The sequence below is a fragment of the Erysipelatoclostridium sp. MSK.7.34 genome, from assembly GCF_019041935.1.
GTDB lineage: Bacteria > Bacillota_I > Bacilli_A > Erysipelotrichales > Coprobacillaceae > Thomasclavelia > Thomasclavelia ramosa.
This window is the reverse complement of sequence record NZ_JAHPYJ010000014.1, coordinates 47,897-65,153: the sequence shown is the minus strand read 5'-3', so window position 1 is coordinate 65,153 and position 17,257 is coordinate 47,897. Positions and strand designations below refer to the sequence as shown.

General features: G+C 29.1%; 20 protein-coding genes and 2 pseudogenes. 3 read left to right on the top strand and 19 right to left on the bottom strand.

Annotation, left to right across the window (positions count from 1 at the left end; translation table 11 throughout):
* Positions 1-14: 14 nt before the first annotated feature.
* The 11 genes from KTF99_RS10625 to KTF99_RS17195 form a co-directional block, all read right to left on the bottom strand.
* Positions 15-182, bottom strand: coding sequence for a hypothetical protein (locus tag KTF99_RS10625; protein WP_009009338.1), 168 nt, complete (start codon positions 180-182; stop codon positions 15-17).
* Between the two features lie 294 nt (positions 183-476).
* Positions 477-683: a DUF6688 family protein gene (locus KTF99_RS17650; RefSeq protein WP_003537858.1), complete on the bottom strand. Its 207-nt coding sequence runs from the start codon at positions 681-683 to the stop codon at positions 477-479.
* On the bottom strand, positions 671-940 hold the full coding sequence (locus KTF99_RS17645; protein WP_418361548.1) for a DUF6688 domain-containing protein: 270 nt from the start codon (positions 938-940) through the stop codon (positions 671-673). Before KTF99_RS17645 ends, KTF99_RS17650 begins: the two co-directional genes overlap by 13 nt.
* Before the next feature lie 280 nt (positions 941-1,220).
* Entirely contained in the window at positions 1,221-2,261 is a 1,041-nt protein-coding gene (locus KTF99_RS10620; protein WP_003537856.1) for a ribonucleotide-diphosphate reductase subunit beta, read from the bottom strand.
* Positions 2,262-2,270: 9 nt separating this feature from the next.
* The gene (locus tag KTF99_RS10615) at positions 2,271-4,778 is read right to left on the bottom strand and encodes a ribonucleoside-diphosphate reductase subunit alpha (protein WP_009300807.1); all 2,508 of its coding nucleotides are present in this window, start codon (positions 4,776-4,778) and stop codon (positions 2,271-2,273) included.
* A gap of 134 nt (positions 4,779-4,912) precedes the next feature.
* Positions 4,913-5,917, bottom strand: coding sequence for a choloylglycine hydrolase family protein (locus KTF99_RS10610; RefSeq protein WP_008792961.1), 1,005 nt, complete (start codon positions 5,915-5,917; stop codon positions 4,913-4,915).
* Between the two features lie 97 nt (positions 5,918-6,014).
* Positions 6,015-7,463, bottom strand: coding sequence for a glycoside hydrolase family 1 protein (locus KTF99_RS10605; RefSeq protein WP_003537849.1), 1,449 nt, complete (start codon positions 7,461-7,463; stop codon positions 6,015-6,017).
* A 51-nt stretch (positions 7,464-7,514) separates the two neighbouring features.
* A complete protein-coding gene (locus tag KTF99_RS10600; protein WP_003537848.1) occupies positions 7,515-8,315 on the bottom strand; it encodes a MurR/RpiR family transcriptional regulator in 801 nt (266 codons plus the stop codon).
* 25 nt (positions 8,316-8,340) lie between these two features.
* A complete protein-coding gene (locus KTF99_RS17410) occupies positions 8,341-8,463 on the bottom strand; it encodes a hypothetical protein (RefSeq protein ID WP_003537847.1) in 123 nt (40 codons plus the stop codon).
* A gap of 66 nt (positions 8,464-8,529) precedes the next feature.
* Positions 8,530-8,637 carry a GNAT family N-acetyltransferase gene (locus tag KTF99_RS17545; protein ID WP_336244696.1) on the bottom strand — a complete coding sequence of 36 codons (108 nt, stop codon included), beginning with the start codon at positions 8,635-8,637 and terminating at the stop codon, positions 8,530-8,532.
* A 22-nt stretch (positions 8,638-8,659) separates the two neighbouring features.
* Positions 8,660-8,797, bottom strand: a complete 138-nt coding sequence (locus KTF99_RS17195; protein WP_003537846.1) for a hypothetical protein — start codon at positions 8,795-8,797, stop codon at positions 8,660-8,662.
* Between the two features lie 187 nt (positions 8,798-8,984).
* Here KTF99_RS17195 and KTF99_RS10590 point away from each other — a divergent pair, with 187 nt between their 5' ends.
* From KTF99_RS10590 to KTF99_RS10580, 3 genes are all read left to right on the top strand, one after another.
* Entirely contained in the window at positions 8,985-9,542 is a 558-nt protein-coding gene (locus KTF99_RS10590) for a TetR/AcrR family transcriptional regulator (protein ID WP_029481359.1), read from the top strand.
* 72 nt (positions 9,543-9,614) lie between these two features.
* Complete coding sequence (locus KTF99_RS10585; protein WP_009010121.1) at positions 9,615-10,454, top strand: DUF2871 domain-containing protein; 840 nt, start codon at positions 9,615-9,617, stop codon at positions 10,452-10,454.
* Positions 10,455-10,470: 16 nt separating this feature from the next.
* Entirely contained in the window at positions 10,471-10,848 is a 378-nt protein-coding gene (locus tag KTF99_RS10580) for an HsmA family protein (RefSeq protein ID WP_009300811.1), read from the top strand.
* Between the two features lie 529 nt (positions 10,849-11,377).
* Here the strand turns inward: KTF99_RS10580 and KTF99_RS10575 are convergent.
* From KTF99_RS10575 to KTF99_RS10545, 8 genes and pseudogenes are all read right to left on the bottom strand, one after another.
* Positions 11,378-11,566, bottom strand: a pseudogene (locus tag KTF99_RS10575) (DNA alkylation repair protein); the annotation flags it as partial.
* A 247-nt stretch (positions 11,567-11,813) separates the two neighbouring features.
* A complete protein-coding gene (locus KTF99_RS10570) occupies positions 11,814-12,239 on the bottom strand; it encodes a nucleotide triphosphate diphosphatase NUDT15 (protein WP_003537837.1) in 426 nt (141 codons plus the stop codon).
* Between the two features lie 25 nt (positions 12,240-12,264).
* Positions 12,265-13,446: an AbiH family protein gene (locus KTF99_RS10565; RefSeq protein ID WP_008792954.1), complete on the bottom strand. Its 1,182-nt coding sequence runs from the start codon at positions 13,444-13,446 to the stop codon at positions 12,265-12,267.
* Between the two features lie 475 nt (positions 13,447-13,921).
* Positions 13,922-14,374 carry a sugar O-acetyltransferase gene (locus KTF99_RS10560; RefSeq protein ID WP_238552513.1) on the bottom strand — a complete coding sequence of 151 codons (453 nt, stop codon included), beginning with the start codon at positions 14,372-14,374 and terminating at the stop codon, positions 13,922-13,924.
* Between the two features lie 42 nt (positions 14,375-14,416).
* Positions 14,417-14,470: pseudogene (locus KTF99_RS17540) on the bottom strand (hypothetical protein); the annotation flags it as partial.
* 584 nt (positions 14,471-15,054) lie between these two features.
* Complete coding sequence (locus KTF99_RS10555) at positions 15,055-15,810, bottom strand: class I SAM-dependent methyltransferase (protein ID WP_022008186.1); 756 nt, start codon at positions 15,808-15,810, stop codon at positions 15,055-15,057.
* Positions 15,795-15,950 carry a hypothetical protein gene (locus tag KTF99_RS10550; protein ID WP_155854226.1) on the bottom strand — a complete coding sequence of 52 codons (156 nt, stop codon included), beginning with the start codon at positions 15,948-15,950 and terminating at the stop codon, positions 15,795-15,797. The genes KTF99_RS10555 and KTF99_RS10550 overlap by 16 nt, the downstream gene beginning before the upstream one ends.
* Positions 15,951-16,242: 292 nt before the next feature.
* On the bottom strand, positions 16,243-17,172 hold the full coding sequence (locus KTF99_RS10545) for a hypothetical protein (RefSeq protein ID WP_003537832.1): 930 nt from the start codon (positions 17,170-17,172) through the stop codon (positions 16,243-16,245).
* Between the last annotated feature and the right edge of the window lie 85 nt (positions 17,173-17,257).

The window sequence follows — 17,257 nt, the reverse complement described above, 5'->3', positions numbered from 1 at the left end:
ATCTCTATTAAAACCTAGACTGATTCCACACTTGCATCTTGTTTTGGTAGAAGTACAGCCAAATGCTGTTCTAAATAAATTTTCTTCTGATTAAACTCATTTTCAATTTGTTGCTGACAATCGGTACAACTCATCCCATTAATTTCCATCATCACACAATATGGATAATTCTCATTTTTCAATCTTACAAATTGATTTTTCGAATAGAATCATCCGATTCACCACACAACACCCTCTATAATCTTTTTAAAATAGGATTTAATGCTAAATATTTCAATTAAAACAATTATAATAGTTAGCCTAATCTAACCAACAATTATATCTTATCTCCTGGTGTTAGACTTGTCAAACAAATATATAATAAAAAAATAAACTATTACTAGCATAGTTATTATTTTTAGGCAAAGTTTAATATATCACATTGCAATACAGTTTTTAAGCTTACTGTCTACCAGATAGATAATCAGTAAAAAGTATCATAGAAGCTTCATTTTTAGATAAATTAAATCAGCAAGATATTTTGAATGAATATTTTTAGTAAAAGGATATCCATGAGTATTACAAAGATACCGAACTTTTTTATAAAGTTTTAGCATTTTTTCTTTAAAAACCTGTTCAAAAGTATTAGTGATACATAATTGATGATTAACAATAGCTTCATGTTCACGCCTTAATAATAGCATCGGAGCTTTGACAAAATAAAATTAAAATCATTAAAATAGCACCTATGCATCGCTGAAATACTAAAGACAGTAATTAAAGGTGGCTGTTTATTAAGGTGAATAGACTGTAAAATTATATAACCGATGATTCCTACTGATGCTATCATAATGATATTTAAGTACATGCTCGAGACAACTGGTGAAAACAAAGCTAAATTATCCAATGATACATCCACATTAATATTTGAAAATAAAATATATAGCGGTGTATAAAAAATTTCTCATCATTATCACAGGAAACAAAACACAAAAACGACTGAATTACAATAAGAATGAAGGAATAGACCATTCCATAGATTATAATATACTGCTATTACTATAGATATTAATAAATAGATCAGGCTAACAATAAATGCGATAAGCGAAGAAAATAATAACGGATTTTTTTATTCTATACATCAATATATCCTCCTCTAATAAACGTTTATGCATCAAATAGCTGAACAATAAATCAATCAAAAAAGCAAGGTAGTTTTCTATCTTGCTTTTCTAAATATTCTATAAATCATCTTCAATAGCACTAGACTTTGCATAAGCAGTAGATTTTGCTTCAAAAAAATCGGTCTTAATGTTATTTGCATTACTATAAATACTTACCCATTTCATTGCTTCAGGTTCTGTCTCAAATCCTTCATATAATGGTTCAAAATTCAATGAAAATGCTCTTAAATTACCGAGATAATGAATATAATCACTGACCATATCCATCGTTAGACCCTCAATTCGATTTCCCAAGACATATTGCCCCCAAGCAATTTCCTCTTCAACTCCACGTTTTAGCATATTACGATAAACCTCAATCTTTTCAGGGGTAAATAATGTCGGTTCTTCCTTTTGCAGCTCAATAATCATATTTCTAAATAACCATAAATGTGTATTTTCATCACGATTAATATAACGAATCTCTTGAGCTGATCCCGACATCTTACCCATTCGTCCTAAATTATAAAAGAACATAAATCCTGAATAAAAATAAATTCCTTCCAAAATATAATTAGCCATAATCGTTTTCATTAAATGAAAACTATCTTTATGTTCAAGAAATGCATTATACTGTTCACCAATAAATTCATTTCGCTTCAACAAATGTTCATCAAATTTCCATTGATATAAAATTTCATCTCGTTTAGTTGGTGAACAAATTGAATCAAGCATATAGCTATAACTTTGTGAATGGACCGCTTCTTGAAATGCTTGAATGGTTAAACAAAGATTAATTTCATTTGCTGTAATATACTCACCAATATTAGGAAGATTGGCTGTCTGTAAAGAATCTAAGAAAACTAAAAATGAAAGAATCTTATCATATGCGGTTCGTTCTGCCTCACTTAACAAACGATAATCTCTAATATCTTGAGTCAAATTTATTTCTTCTGGAATCCAAAAATTATTCATCGCCTGACGGTACCAATCACTGACCCACTGATATTTCATATTATTAAAATCATTAAGATTTGTTGTATTTCCATTTATCATTCGACGTTTTCTTACATCAATATCACCTTTAGCATTAAATAATGCTTTTTGTTTAAGTTCCATTATTACCTCCTATGAACTGCATGATTCACATTCTTCAACTTCTAAAGACTGGCTTCTAACATAATATAATGTTTTAACACCATACTCCCAAGCTTTAATATACAAATTAAGCAACTTTCTAAAAGTAAACTCATTTGTCATATATAAATTAACTGATTGTGACTGGTCGAGATGACGCTGCCTAATTCCCGCTGCTTTAACAATCCACTCTTGATCAATATAATGCGCATTTTTATATAACCAAAAAGTTTCAGAATCTAAGTCGGGAGCAACTCTAGTAATCATACTTCCCTTTTTCTCTTCCATAAAATACTTTTTCATGATAGGATCAACAGCTGCTGTTGTTCCAGCAATAATTGAAGTTGAACTGGTTGGAGCAATCGCTAAAAGATATCCATTTCTTAAACCATTTTCTTTGATTTTAGCTTGAAGATTTTGCCATGCTTTACTTTGATAGCGACGTTTTATAAAGTATGCACCTGTTTCAAAATCACTACCATTAAACAATGAGTAACTTCCTTTTTCTTTAGCTAAATCACATGAAGCTTCCAACGCAAAGTAATTAATCTTTTCATAAAGCTGCTCAATAAACTGTAAATGCTCATCACTTTCAAATGACATTTTCAATTTTACCAGCATATGATGATAACCACTTGTTCCTAATCCAATCGCACGATATTTTTGATTAGTTATTTTGGCAAAAGGAATTGGATAATAATTTAAATCAATTACATTGTCCAAAGCCCTAATTACAACACTGATAACGTGTCTCAATTCATCATCATTTAAGACATCAAGATGACCTAATGTTAATGAAGCTAAATTACAAACTACAAAATCACCTGGTTTTGTTTTTTCAACAATAATAGTTTCACCATTAACCTCAATTTCCTCAGACGGTAAGATCTCCATCGCTTGCATATTTTGAGCAATTTCTGTGCAAAGATTACTGCAATATATCATTCCCTGATGAGGATTAGGATTAAAATTATTAACATGATCGCGATTAAATGTGAAAGGAGTTCCTGTTTCAACTAGTGATTTAATAATTAAACGAACAATTTCTTTAACTGTCATAACGCGTTTAGGAATTCGGTCATCTTCAACGCACTCATAATATTTCCTTTCCCACTCTTCACCATAACAATCCTCTAAATAATAACCTTTAACTTCATGTATCTCGTGTGGACACATCATGTACCATGAAGCTTCCAAATCATTTTTAGCTAATTTCCAAAATAAATCTGGATAACAAACCGCAGGAAAAATATCATGTGCTTTCATTCGATCATCGCCATTATTTGTTCTAATTTGTAAAAATTCGGGTAGATCTTTATGCCATGCATCCAAATATACTGCTGCTGCTCCCTGCCGAACTCCTAATTGATCTACTGCTGTTGCAGTATCATTTACAAGTTTAAGCCATCGAATCACACCTCCTGCTGCTCCTTTGAAACCTCTGATACTACTTCCATTAGCACGTACTTTTCCAAAATACAGTCCCATTCCACCACCGTTTTTTGAAACTTTAGCAAAATTATCTATACTTTTATATATTCCTGCTAATGAATCATCGACAGTATCAATAAAACATGAACTCATTTGATGAAATGGCTTTCTCGCATTAGACATAGTTGGTGTTGCCATCGTCACTTTTAAAGTACTTAAAATATCATAAATCTCTTTTGCCCACTTAACTCTATTTGATTCATTCATGGCCAAATGCATAGCAATTGACATAAACATTTCCTGTGGTTTTTCAATAATTTCGCGGTCATGATTTTGAATCAAGTATCTTTTAACAATCAATTCAAGACCACTATATGTAAATAATTCATTTCGCGATTCGCTAATATACTGTCCTAACATGTCTATTTCATCTTTTGAATAGCTTTCAAGAATATATTGTCCATAATAACCTTGTTGTGCTAAATAGTTAATCCGCTCATAAAAAGTATATCTACCAGCGGTATTCATTTTTTGGTCAACCTGTTGATTTACATCATAAGTTAAAAATCGAGCTGAAATCATCTCCCATTTAGGTGCTTCTTTACTAATTAATTCCACACTCGCTTTCATCAACATTTTCAACGCTTCAAAATGACTCATACCCTCTTTATAAAATGTTTTAAATTTCACTAATAATAATTGCAATGAATATTCTTCTTGAGGATAGTCTTTGTGAATCTTCAATAGAACCTTTTTTAGATTTTGATCTCCCAATAAGGCAAGCAGTTCATCAATTATCAATCGCTGCTCCGTATGCTTTTGACGATATAAAATATAAGCTTTTGCTACTTGAAGATATCCATGTTTCATCAATGTTTCTTCAACCAAATCTTGAATTGCTTCAACAGACATATCAGCTATAATATGTTTTTCAATATCTGCAATCATCTTTTTTAATTCATCATCTTTTATTGTTTCAGATAAACTGCAAAAAGCTTTTTTTATTGCTGTTTCTATTTTATTGTTATCATAGTCTTGAAAAAGACCATTTCTTTTTTGTATCAACATTTTTTTCACATCCTTAGAATGCCATTCTAGCATAGTCATTCGATTATCTTCAACGAATATGCTTAAGCATATTTTATTCTTTCACAATAATCATAAATATAAACAAAAAAAGATGTATCTAACAACACATCCTTTTATAAAAAAATACTTCTAGTTTTAAATTCAATCGTTTGATTTAACGGTCCCAATGAAAGCATTTTCATATCTTTTTCATCATATTGAGGAAATTCAACTCTTGTTATCTGATTATTCCAATATGTTTTAAAATAATATTCTCGAGTTGCTAAGTTAATAAACATCGTATATTGAGTATAATCAGAAGTTTGATCTGCTGTAATGACGACCCCTTTAGGAATACTGACCGTTTCCATGATCCGGAAACAAGTTATCACAGCTTGATGACGATCAATTGGAATATCTGTATATGTTTTTTGAAATGCTGCTCTAATAAAACGTGATGGTGGTGTATAATCCCCTGGTAAACCTAATGTTCCTGCACCTTGTCCAAATGGAGTAAGTTTTATATTGTTCCATATTGCTTCTTGAAATTGATATGGCGATAAATTGTAATAATTTCGTAAATTAGTCATATGCCAAGAAAAATCTGGACTATTTGCAAGAACACCAATAGGATTATTAATCGCATGTAGACCATCTATTGTTTTTTCAATCACCATACAATTGTTATTTGCATCGCTTATTATCCAATGAAGAGGAGCTGCTATATGTGTAATACTATCTTCTACACCAATAATTTTGATGACTTTTATTAATTCTTGAGCTTCTTTTACTGAAGCACATTGACTTAATAAAAAATAAACTAGTTCAAAAGCAGCGATCGGGATAATTGATGTATTATCTTTTTTTAGCCCATCATATTGAGCAAACCCAGAAAAATATAATGCCGCAACTGCAAATCCATGGTCATTAACACCATCACTTAAAGCAACAGGAGAGACATCTTGCCCGATACCAAGAATATTGTACTTATTTTCAATATCATGAGTATTTAGAACATTGCGCCACTGGTATTTTGCAGGAATATAATAAAGTTCAGGATTTAATTCAAATGAAAAATCCATTGTTCGACCAAAATAAATATCTCCATTATCTGAATATATCTTTATTGCTGTACACATCTATGATTCCTCCTAATCATTCCTCCTTTAAATATATTAACCTAAATTATAAATAGACCCGATTAAAATTTAAAAAAAGGGAATTTTATTTCCCTCCTTATATCTTTTCTCCATTTGTTGCAATAACTTCTTTCATCCAATCAAAACTTTTCTTTTTATATCGATTATATGTTCCGCTACCATCATCATTTTTATCTACATAAACAAAACCATAACGTTTTTTCATTTCCCCGGTACTAAGTGAAACAAGATCAATAGCCCCCCACATCGTATAACCAATACAATCTACATGATCAATATTAATGGCATCTTTCATGTTTTTAAAATGATCTTTTAAATATCGGATCCGATAATCATCTATAACTGTGTCATTTTCAAAATGATCGATTTCACCCATTCCGTTTTCAACAATCATAATTGGTTTTTTATAACGATCATAAAGTTCATTCATAACATAGCGCAATCCAACAGGATCAATTGGCCAACCCCAAGGGGTTGCTTCTAAATAGGGATTTAGATCCATTGCTAATCCGATAATATTTAATTTAGTGTTAGCATTAACGGTTGTTGTTCTATAGTAGCTAAAAGTAATAAAATCTAGTGGATATTCTTTTAGTAAATCATCATCACCTGGCTCCTTAACCAGTACGACCCCTTCTTTTTCAAATAATGCTTGTGCATAATATGGATATCCGCCAGTTACCATAGTGTCTGCATAAAAATACGATAATCTTCTAGTATTCATATGTGCCATCATGTCCTCAGGCTTGCAAGTTAATGGATATAAACCACTCATTGCATACATTGTTCCTACCATGCACCCTGGCATCATTTCATGAGCCATTTTTGTTGCCAATGAACTAGCAACAAAAACATGATGCATCGCTTGATAATGCGTTTGACTATCAATTTTATGAGTTCCCATTTGAGCATAACCCTTTACAACATTAAGCTCATTAAATGTCAACCAATATTTTACTTTCCCTTTAAAACGTTCAAATAATGTTTTACATAATTTTAAGTAGCAATTAATTGTATGGCGTGATGACCATCCATCATAATGATCAGCTAAATATGCAGGAATTTCATCATGACAAATTGTAATTAAAGGCTCTATGTGATACTTTAATAATTCATCAATAACATTCTCATAAAACTTCAAACCTAACTCATTTCCTTCAGCCTCTTCGCCTGTCGGAAAAATTCTTGTCCAGCAAATACTAAAACGATAAACATTAAATCCCATTTCTGCCATTAAAGCGATATCTTCTTTATAACGATGATAAAAATCAACTCCATCATGACTTGGATAATAACGCTCAGGATCAATATATCCAGTTGCTCCTTCAGGAATTTCAGCCTTTAATGGTGACGAACCAAGCGTTCCATCTTTACACTTATAAGTTACCTGACGTAACGTATCAACATTACCATCTGTTACAAAATCTGCTGTAATCAAGCCGCGATTACCTTCACCAAATCCACCCTCATATTGAAAATCAGCACTAGCTCCACCCCATAAAAAATTATCTGGAAATCTACTCATACTTTGTTCCTCCTTTGATACTACTATTATAACGGAGTTTTTTATATAAACTTAAAAGTTCGCATTTTGGAAACTTCTATATTCAGCAACAATCAAGTCATTAATCAAAGGATAGATATAACTATGTGTTTGTAATTTAGATAAATGCTGATAGACAAGACAAATATCAACATCGGGATGATTTACCATCATTTCGTTTGCAGTAATTAAAATAACCTTTTTATTTTTATAGTCGTATTTTTTCTTTTCATCAAATGATGATAACTGATACTTATTTAAATAGTTACCAGAATTAGAATAAATGATCACAACACCTTGTTCACTATTATTTTTTAAGTATTCGTCTTGTTTAACATCATTTACATAACTCATAATAAATTTATGATTATAGGCCAGTTTATACTGCAAATCTAACGCTCCCAATTGTGAAAAAAGTGTTCCAAATGCCGTGACTTTTGGATATTGATAAATTATTTGAGCAATTTTTCTAATCACTGTCATATCAATATTTTTGATTATTTCAATATCCTGAATAACTTTGTCAATATAGGTATTTGCGTCTTGATTAGCAATATATTGTTGGATATTGGCAACATAATTATAATCACTGTTAAAACGATTTTCCTTAAAATATGCTTCTGCCTTAAAATCGGAATAATCTTCAAAATTTAATGATCGTACAAACTTACTAATAGTTGATTTTGATACATGACATAAATTTGCAACATCATTAATACTAAGATTTTGCAAATTATCAAAATTCAAAAGCATTGTATAAGCAATACTATAAAAAGTACTATCTTCACTATATTCATTTATTACATCAATAAGCCTAACCAATAATATTCCCATTAACCTATCTCACTTTCTTTGCTTATTAGAATACTAATTTCATATAAATTACGTCATCCGTTGGATTATCATAATGTGGTTCAATTTTTTTAAAAACATATTTTTTATATAACGAAATCGCCCTTTTTAACGGTTTGATTGTATCCAAAACCATCTCTTTATAACCATCTCCTTGAGCAGTTTCAATAATTGCTTCAATTAATTTTTGACCTTGTCACTGATTACGAAAATCTGGTTTTACATATAGACGTTTCATTTCACAGCATTGATTAAGATGGTGACAATAAGCAATACAGCCAACAGCTTTACCATCAGTCGACAACCGCTAAAATACGCCCATGAGACTATAGATATCTTCTTTTTAAATCTTCTAATTCAGCATCTATGTTTTGAAAAGAGAAATCTCGATTCAATGAATTTGTATACTCAATGATCAATTCTTTTATTTCCGCAAGATATTTTTCTCCATCAACAATCAACATTATTTTTCACCTCAAATATAATTTATTTTGATACTATCATTCTAACATAAAATAGTAATCAGCCAAACTCTAGATTCATTTAAAATAATTGATAAAAAAGCAAAGTCATTATGTTTGACTATTATAAAAATAAGGCGTATTATTCAACATGAACATGGTTCATATAAAATTATAAGGAGGAAATATTTTGAATTTACCATCAACATCAAAAGAAAAAATAATTTCTATCTGTCAACGTTTAGCTAAAGAAAAAGGTCTATCTTCAATTAATATGCGTTCTGTTGCAATTGAATGTAGTGTTTCAGTAGGCGCAATATATAACTATTTTCCATCAAAATCAGAACTCTTATGTTCGACTATCGAAAGTATTTGGAAAGATATTTTTCACATGTCTAGTGAACAATTTAGTTTTACGAATTTCATTGAATGTTTGACTTGGTTATTTGAAAGTATTCAAGAAGGCAGCCAAGAATATCCTGAATTTCTTTCAAAACATGCAATGTCTTTAGCTGCTGAAGATAAAGTCGTTGGACAAAAAATGATGAAAAAATATTTTTTCCATTTAAAACAAAATTTATTAATTGTATTAAAAAAAGATCAAAAAATAAGAAAAGATGCTTTTAATCAAAAATTAGATCAAACTTTATTCATTGAGTATATTTTTGAACTTTTCATTTTTTCAATCGTTAATCCACAACAAAACTACCAAGGTATTATTGAGTTAGTTGAACGATATTTATACTAGCCCACTTATTACGAAGTGGGAATACTTATAATTCAAAGTGAACAGTGTTCAGATTAATTATGGAGGTTTATTATGAAAGTAAAAAAGCATAATTTATTATTAATAGCTTCAATCGTGTGGCTTATTGCTGGTTTCAATATTTTAAAAATTGGAATTGAAACATATGTTGGATATACAAAGTTATTAAATTTCTTTCTCTCAATCATTGTTTTTATTATTTTTTGGTTTGCTATATTTTACAAATTAACTAAAAAACATACCCATAGAATTCATAGCTATGAAATAGAAAAACAATTCTTTTTAAATTTCTTTGATCTTAAATCATTTATTATTATGGCATTTATGATAATTTTTGGTATAACAATTCGAACATTTAATTTATTACCGGATAGATTTATCGCTATTTTCTATACTGGTTTAGGAGCTGCGCTATTTTTGGCCGGTATCATCTTTGGTTTAAATTACTATAAATCATTAAATAAGACTTTAGATTATTCTCCTAAATCTTTAATAAATATTGCTATTATATATTTTATTTTAGCAATGGCTGGGGGTGTTTTTTATCGTGAATTTACAAAATTTTATGCTTATTCAATGCCTACCGTATTAAGTGTAATTCATCCTCATTTATTAATTTTAGGAACATTACTGTTTATCATCCTAGCTGTAATTGCAAAAGTAACAAATATACAAAATAATAGACTATTTAAAAAATTTGTAATCATTTATAATTTTTCTTTACCTTTTATGATCCTCACTATGCTAATTCGTGGGATTCTACAAATAACTAATACGGCTATAAATAGTTTGATAGATAAGATGCTTTCTGGTTTTGCAGGACTTTCACATATTACTATGATGATTGCATTACTAATATTATTAATTTCTTTAAAAAAAGAATTTACAGATTAAGGAGAAATACATTTATATGTCAATATTACTGATTATGGCAATTATTTTCATGACGCTAGCATTGGTTTTTTATACAATCGGTGTTTTTGCTGAAAAAAAGAGTGGCAGTTTACTAAAATGGCATGCTTTGATATTTTGGCTTGGCTTTATTTGTGATACATCAGGAACGAATATTATGGGACAAATATCAGGGCACAATTTTAATTTTAATCTCCACGGCATTACTGGATCAATTGCTTTACTTTTAATGGCTTTTCATGCAGTTTGGGCAACAGTAATACTAATTAAGAAAAATGATCGTGCTAAAAAAACTTTTCATAAATTTAGTATTATCGTTTGGTCAATATGGTTGATTCCTTATATAATTGGTATTTATATTGGAATGAACGGTTAAAAGAAGAGAGACTGTCATGTTTCCCTTCTTTTAACTTATATATAAAAATACAAGCATTCCTAAATATTCAAAAATCATTTTCCATCAATAATAGTTAAAAAAGTAACACTACCCAATAATCAATGGAGGTAATATTCTTTTAAAACTGTATTTCTAATATCAATTCTTCCAATAGCATAATTAGCTATTTTTTATTCCTTAAGCTTTATAAATTGATACAACAATGTATCCATTGCGAGTCCAACTCCAATTAATAGTATTTCAACAAATAATGTCTTGCCTTTTTCCTTTTCCTCGGTATATATTAAAGGATATGTCCTTCCTACAACTACAAAATTTTCTATATAAAATAACAGGCTCATATGCGTCTCAATCTTTAAGATTTGTCAGACTCTCAGAATAAACAGTCTATTAACAAATCATACCTACAGGCGAAATACTCTTTCATAAAATATATTCTTATAATAACTTTGTATATTATCAATTATATCCATCTTAAATATCAAAAAAATACATGCAACACTATAAGTTATAAATATTTACTAGCTTCTTTAATACTTAGCTTATTCATTAGAGTACGATATTTAATAATAAAGTTTATTACCCATACCAAATTAGTTCTAGAATAATTTCTTAAACTCCAGCCAATTGCTTTATTAATAAAAAACTCATCACTTCCAAAACTATTAACAATTTTTTGCTCCAGCAAGTTTGTATTTGTCTTATCTTTGCGCTAGGGTGAGGGAATTCCATAAAATGTAAATAAATCTCTCATATATTTTGACGTTTTATCTGCTTTTTTAATATCTTGTTGTTTTTCAAATAACTTCTTTTATCATTGTATATTTATTCATAATATTTCCTTTAATAGTATAAACACGTGTTAACCACATTGTTAATAATGTATTTAGTCTATTCTTCAACGCCAATGATTTCAAAAATATCGTTCTTATAATAAGATTTATCTAGGTGATACTTCTATCTAAATATGCTTCAATAAATTTTTTTGAAGGGGAATAAATATTATTAGGCAGCTTTTCTATTTCAAACCAGCACCACTCATCTTGTTTATCTGGTTCCATAGCTTTTAAATCTCCATCGTAATTTTTAGCAATAATATGTATCGTTACATAGTGCTTATTTAATTGAATATCATCGACTACATTAAAAACTTCTATCTGTGAGATATTTAAATTAGTTTCTTCTTTAACTTCTCTAATCGCTCCTTCAAAAATAGTTTCATGATACTCTTGTTTTCCACCTGGTAGACACCATGTGTCCGGTTCATAGATGCCACCAGTATCAACCCCATCTTTTATCCGATGTCCTAAAAGAATCTGATTATTCTTGATTAACAAAACACCTATTCCCACTTTAATGATTTTCTCCATATTATTTCCTCATTTCTAATTGGATTTATCTAACTGTACTCTTAAGCTTCTCATGACGAGTTTGATACATTGTATTTTTAAGTTTTTTAATTATTTCAAGATCATCAGATTTATAAAAAGTGATTTTTTCTTCATTAGTGAATTGAATAAGTTCATCTTTTCCTAAAATCTTTGCTAAATTAACAACTAATGCATTCAAGGCTTTTTGATTATAATAAAAGATAATTACTTTTGCTTTTTTACAATGAATCAGTTTTCTAATTACATCTCCATCTACAATATCTAAGGAATGACCAAAAAAATAGATATAAAATTGTTCATTGTCATTTAACCATTTAGTGTAGTTATTACCTGTTTTTTTAACAATCCTTTGATAATACTTTTGAAATTCAAGATAATCATACTTATCATTATCGGTGACATTTTTAATTTCTGAGCCAATTCCAAAAACCATATTATTTTCTTCTTTTATCCTATCTTTAGCAGCAAATCCATGAATATAATGAACTGTATTTGTTTCTTTTTTATACATTCTTGTGTACGTATCAGTATAATTAAAAGAAATGAGTTTAGTTACTGGTAAATATTTAAATAATTCAATTTTCTTGGTTTTAGTATTTAAAAATCGTGTTAAATATATTTCCAATAACCATGTTAATTCTTCCAATTCTCGATATAAATGTTTCTTTGTGAGTTCTATCTGATGCTGAAAATCGGTATTATTTCCACGTTCTTCTGTTACAATCTTAAATAATTCAATTAAATTACTAGAATATCGTGAAGCGAGCATAGTTTCTTCTCGAGTATGCCAGTTAAGATTATTTGAAATATATGATAATATCTCTATTTGTTTAGCAATGACATATTCAAGATCTGACCACTTATCCCCAATCATACTTTTATTTTTTAAGACATATGTAAGCCAATAATTTTCTTTACATGCTTTGATAAATTGAGAAGTTTCAGATGTTGGAGTTAAGTTTGAAAAATATTTTATTGCTTTGGCAGAAACCGACTTTTCTTTAAAAACCTTATCTAATTTTTCTTTTAATATATCATTATATTCATTTTGATATATGAATTGATTATCCTTAAATCCTTGATAAACCGTTGCAATAGTCTTACAAAAATTTATAAAATCTTCGTAACGAGTATTAAAACCATGTGCAATATCAAAGCCGTTACCAATTACTAATATATTCTCCATCACCATACTCCCCCTTATCAATCAAAATTTTAATTTACTAATTATTATCTAACTATTTTTTACTGTCAACTATTAAATAAACCTTTATAAACAGATAGACTCAGTGCTAGGCATTTTCACCTTTAACAATGATAAGATAATAAAAAAATTGCAATAAAAATAAAATAAATATCTTCTTATTTTGAATTCTTTTGTTCTATCATTAATATTAATTTGATTAGGCATATTGATTTAGAGTCATTGAACAAGGGCTAACTTTCCAATGCTTAAGCAGTAACCACGTTTTCAAATTGTGTATAAAGTTCTGGTAGTGCTTCTAAATCCTCATTCTTTGCTTCTTTAAGCATCTTACTATCTTCTTGGATTGGATCACAATAATATTACATTATACTTTTATATTATAGCTTAAACCTAAAGCTATTACTAATATTATTAGTAATACGTATTTAATCCATAAATAAAAAAATCAAAAATATTAAACACTTTTGATTTTTCTTTCCTTATAATAATAAATTTTATCATGATCATTTATTTCCCGTTTAATTGTGCATGGTTGCCCATAAGCAACAACATTTTTAGGAATATCTTTTGTTACAATACTTCCAGCACCAATAACACTATTATCACCAATTGTAATACCTGGTAAAATAATTGTTCCAGCACCAATCCATACATTTTCACCAATATAAACTGGAAGATTGAATTGATATGCTTCTTTTCTTAATTCCGGTAAAATTGGGTGAGTTCCAGTAATAATTGTAACATTTGGACCCATCATAGTATAATCACCAACATAAATCTCAACATCATCTACTAAAGTTAGATTGAAATTGGCATATACTCCTTTACCAAAATGTACATACTTCCCACCCCAATTAGCATGAAATGGTGGTTCAATATGACATCCATCACCAATCACTGCAAACATTTCTTTTAGCAATCCCTTACGTTTTTGTTTTTCTGAAGGTCTTGTTACATTATAATCATATAATTTTTCTACACACTGTAGTTGTTCTTTTAGAATTTCCGCATCATTTGAACGATAAAGTCACCCTCATTCATTCGTTTTCTTTCATCATTAAAGCCCATGGTTTAACTCCCTTACATTTATATCTCAAATTTTAAATCCAATTATATTATAATATAGCTTTAATCAATGTAATAGTATCTAATGTTTGATAATGCTATCAAAATGTTAACTATAAATAATTTGTTCAGTGATTTAATCACTATTTCTTATCAATAATATTTTCTTTCCCCTTATTCATCGTTTCAGAAGAAAAGAATGTACCATCAAGCTTAACGATATCTGAATCTTTTTATATTCCTAAAAAAGAATAGCCACTTCCAAAATCATCCATAGAGTAGTTGAATCCAGCCTAATGAATTTTCTCAATAATTTTACTAAAAACTTCTAGTTAGGCAAAGACCATTGTTTCAGTCAATTCTAATTCAAGATATTTAGTTGGGAATCTATGGTACATGGCCATCTCTTCCTTCTTATTACCGCCTAAATTAAGAAAGCGCTTTTATGACTATATAATCATATATGCCCCTTTAACTAATGGTAAAGCTATAAAAGTATTTCTCATTGACATTGAACTACATTTATTTTAATCTTCCTATATAAACAACCGTCTTATTCTCCATTACTAACTGTCCGTTATTGCTATATTTATCAAATACATTTTCTAAGGCAGCAATGTATTCAAAATAATTCTGATCAGTTTTTTTTAAAGAATATGAACCTGAGATACAGCGCTTAATAAAACCCTTCTGGTCAAAAAATAAAGGATTTGGAAACTCCATACGCTTATAGTGCATATCAAAAAATTCCTTTATTCTTTCATCATCGCGTTTAATCCCGCCATTAAAACCAACAAAGTTTTGGCAATACTGTTTATAAATTTGAAAGCACTCTTGATTCAATGGTGACTCCATTTCTCGTACATTCCAAACCAATGCTACCCGCCCTTCTAATTTTAAGATTCTCTTACATTCTCTTTTAAACTCATGAACATTGAACCAATGAAATGCCTGAGCAGATATAATAAAATCAACAGAACTAGTATCTAACGTAGTATTACCAGCAGTTCCATTGATAGCATGCAATTTATTATATTTATTTAATTTATTGACTAATTCATTTCTCATATCTTTATTAGGTTCGACACAAAAAACCTTACTACCTTTTTCTAATAACAGCTTTGAAAATTTACCAGTTCCAGCACCTATATCTGCGATTATCGATGTTGATTTAAAACCATAGTCAGTATATAACTTTTCTATTAATATAGTCGGGTACTCCGGTCTACCATCCTCATAAAGATTTGCTAGGCCATCGAATTTTATTGTACTATCCATATTATTAATACTCCTTTATTGATAAGTCTTTTTTTATCAGTTATTAATCTTGTTGCTTCTTCAATACTTTGCATTCCACCACAACCTCTCGTAATAACACCAGATAAAGCCATGTCATCTTTAATAAGTTCTTCTTGCACCTTTTTAGTTAAATTAACAATTTCTTGAGCCCGTTACTAGACAATTTTCTTTCATCTGTTAAATAAATGCTGTGATTGTTGCTCTTAAATAGTTTTACACCTAATTCTTCTTCCAACTGCATCAACCACCATAGCAATATCAGCTAAATTGAATATATAATTTAGACGCTTTAGTCATATTTTCTTCTCTTACGGCTACTAAAAATATGTTAAAATCAAATAACCATAAACTATCTCCAATAATAATATATTTTCATTATGCCATATCAAAAATTTATTAACAATACTAACATTAAGCAATAAACACAACGATCAAAGCATAAACTACTAAAGTGATTATCATATTCAAAGAAATGATTGCCGAAGCAAAACCGCAATCATCATTACTTTTATATAAAGGGGAAATCTGCATTGGAATAGCAAAACCAGTAGGACTCATAAAATAAATCAAAACTGCAATCATAAAAACCTTATCAATCATAAGCCCTGGAAAGAAGATAAAGAAACCAATAATCACTAGAATATAAAAAATAATTCTAGCAACTAACAATTTTAACACTGCTCCCAATATTTCCATATTGATATTCAAATCATACCCAATGATAAATAAAATTACGCCTACAATCGGTGCTGTTACTTGGGTGATTGTATTACTGTATATTCCTAAATATGAACTGTTTGATAAAAAATTATATGTACCTAATAAATTAAGTCCTAACCCCAAAATAACTGCAATTACAAATGAATTAGTTAGAATTGTTTTAATAAGTTCCCTAATCCTTGTTTCACCAGCACCCGCTCTTGCAACCATAATTGGAATAATTACAAAAGCCATAAAAACACCTGCTAAATCAAATATTACAGTATTACTTGAAGCCCCTACAATTGATAGATACAAGGGCAAAGCTACATTACCACCTTCACATGTCGTTAACAAGTAAGGTGAAATATGAGCAAATTTTTCCCCAGTAAAATTTATTATAAATCTTCCAATAAACAAAATAACACAATATGCAATAAACACATATAAAACAATAAAAATAGCTGAAGTCTCTAGCTTAGAAGTAAAAAGGATATTAAAAATCATTATTGGAAATAAAATATTAAATACTATTTTATTTGCTCCATCTTTTTGACTTGGTGTAATAAAACCTCTTATTCTTGAAAAAGTTCCTATTCCAATCATAAATATAACAGGAAATATTGTTGTTACTGCTCTCATTTAAACTCCTCCTCTAATATTTTCTTGCATTTAATTTAACATCATATTTTATTTACTTAAATACATTAAAGTCTATTTAGAAGAG